Annotated in this window: 2 protein-coding genes; both read right to left on the reverse strand. The window is 48.0% G+C overall.

Annotated elements, in window-relative coordinates; translation table 11 throughout:
* Positions 1-202: 202 nt before the first annotated feature.
* Positions 203-1,027, reverse strand: a complete 825-nt coding sequence (locus AC1RQI_RS16675; RefSeq protein ID WP_481905737.1) for an ankyrin repeat domain-containing protein — start codon at positions 1,025-1,027, stop codon at positions 203-205.
* A gap of 21 nt (positions 1,028-1,048) precedes the next feature.
* Positions 1,049-2,318 (reverse strand): Tle-like phospholipase domain-containing protein (locus tag AC1RQI_RS16680; RefSeq protein ID WP_481905738.1); only part of this gene is annotated, 1,270 nt, incomplete at its 5' end.

The raw sequence follows: 2,318 nt of genomic DNA on the forward strand, positions 1-2,318 counted from the left end.
AGCACGCCACCCCGGACCAATGACGCCCGTGAAACGGTGTGCGGGTGTTTCACGGGCCGTTAGCGGCTACATTGACCCCTAACAAGCGGTTGTTACACGATCACCCTGGATCGGTGATTCAAGCGACAGAGCAGCTCCGCGCCGGATCGCCGGGGCTGATGAATAAAGCAGGTTTTAAGCTAACCACTAGCCTTTGAGCATATTATCTATAGCGCTCAGGTAGTTGCGCATTGATCGCATCATAAGATAGTTCCAGCCAGTTTTCTGGGGCATCGGGGGGGGTTTTAAGGTCAACTTCAATTCCTCGCTCTTCGAGGAATGCAGCTATTCTGGTCCGGAAGTCATATTTTTCAGACCCCGGGGAAAACCCCAAACGGTTTCTCTCTAAAACATATACGATCGAATTGCCCCATTGATTCTTTTGCTTGTAATCAATTCCTTTTTTTATCAAAAAAAACGCGGATCTGAACTGGTTAATTCCTGCCGCCGCCATCGCAGCATTAGTGCCGGAATAATCAACTGCGTTTATATCCGCACCATACTCAATAAGCAAACGAATACTCTCTTCAACATTTTCATGGTTCGCAGTAGCTGCAGAAAACAAAACCGTTTCTTCGAGATCATTTCGCAAATTGGGATTTCCACCATACTCCAACGCCATTTTTAAATAATCTGTATCTGGAGAAGCGGCCACAAAACCGATAAACGAATCACCATCATCTGTTAAAATATTGGGCGAGGCGCCATGCTCTAGAAGCCTCCTCATACCAGCCTTATCCGGTTTGCCCACACTCCAAAGCAATGGTGTTATATTTTTTCTACCTCTATGATTTACATCTACTCCTTCGGAAACCAAGCGATCAATAGTCTTTACATCACCAGAAACAGTAGCTTTTGCCAATGCAATAACTTTTTCATCTTCAAAATGCTTTTTTGGATTCATCTCTTTACTCATTACACTTGCATTACAGGCACCAAGAGTCGATACAACCACTAACAATAAAACAACCGCCCATCTTGTCATCATCTGTCCTTTGACTCACTCGCCTCAATTTATCCCCATAGACTCGACAACAGCATCCATACCATGCCTACTATAAGGATCCCTAAACTGATTGTCGGTCAAGGGTTTACGGTTACCCCTGGCATCCTTTACACCGAAGCCATGGAAAGGATCTTGGAGGGCACTTAACAGATCACCTTTCACGAAATATGCATCGATCTTATCGTTTGGCGGTAACTCAGATACACCTAAATGTTCAGTTACAGTATTTGGATTAAGCCCTGCTGCATTGAAGGTCACTGCTTTTTTATCAGTGACTTCAGATGCCGCACTAGCCAAACCTCCTCCTAATGAATGGCCAGTAAAAGTTAACTCCGCGCCCTGATGCCCAGAAGCCTGCTCGGCTCTCTCAGCTAGCGTCATCGCACGATCATATTGTGACGAAGATTTTCCCATAGCTTGAAGGCCATTATGCTTCCAGTCGACCAACTCGTCAGTCCCACGATACGCAACCATGTAGCTATTTTCACTTTCATTTTTAAAAAGCTTAGCGTGGTAGCCATCTTCAGAATCTTCAAAGAGGCTCTTACGCAAACCTAACCCTTCAGTATCCAAACCCTTATCATTGAATCCAACCTCTTCCCACTCATCGAATTGGTTGTCTCTAGAATCACTATAGGCAAGCTTAGCCGCTTGAGCAGCATCTTTTGCTGCCTCTGGTATAGAATCCTTAGGCACCGCTGGCTGACGATAGGCTAAGGCCACGACAGCTTCAATAACACTACCTGCCACGCCAATACTTGTCAGTGCCGCCTCGGCTATCGCTGAACCAACCGCGGACACAGCACCACCGATACTCCCGAGCACCTTTTCCAAACCGCTCATATCCTGCATGGAAGGCGCGGCCTCAGAGATAGGAGCCATGTCTCCCTTTGCAGCATTCTGAGCTGTAACCACCGGCGTGCTGTCTAATCCAAGAGGATCGACGTAGTCCACCGGATTGGAGGTGTAGCGGTAACTGTTAAGGCCCCCATTGATCCCGATTGGATCCGGAGTGACATATCGCCCTGTTAAAGGATCATAGTCCCGGAAACGGTTATTGAATAGACCAGTAAGCTCATCCTCGAACTGCCCGGGCAGCCTTATTGGCTGATGGATAGGACCTTGGAGTGTATCGGGATCACAGTTACCCCAGGCATCCGCATTCGCCTGCCACACAAGCCCACCCTGCCCGCTCCAGAGCCGGATCGGCATAGCCCGCCAGTCGAGTTCGTAGTAGTAGGGAGTGCCATTGATCAGCGTCAGTAACGGCGCG

The organism is Salicola sp. AFF1 (assembly GCF_056783195.1).

What these genes read in the sequence shown, in the direction of transcription:
- AC1RQI_RS16675 (WP_481905737.1), bottom strand. Translation starts at nt 1,027, where the DNA reads ATGATGACAAGATGGGCGGTTGTTTTATTGTTAGTGGTTGTATCGACT.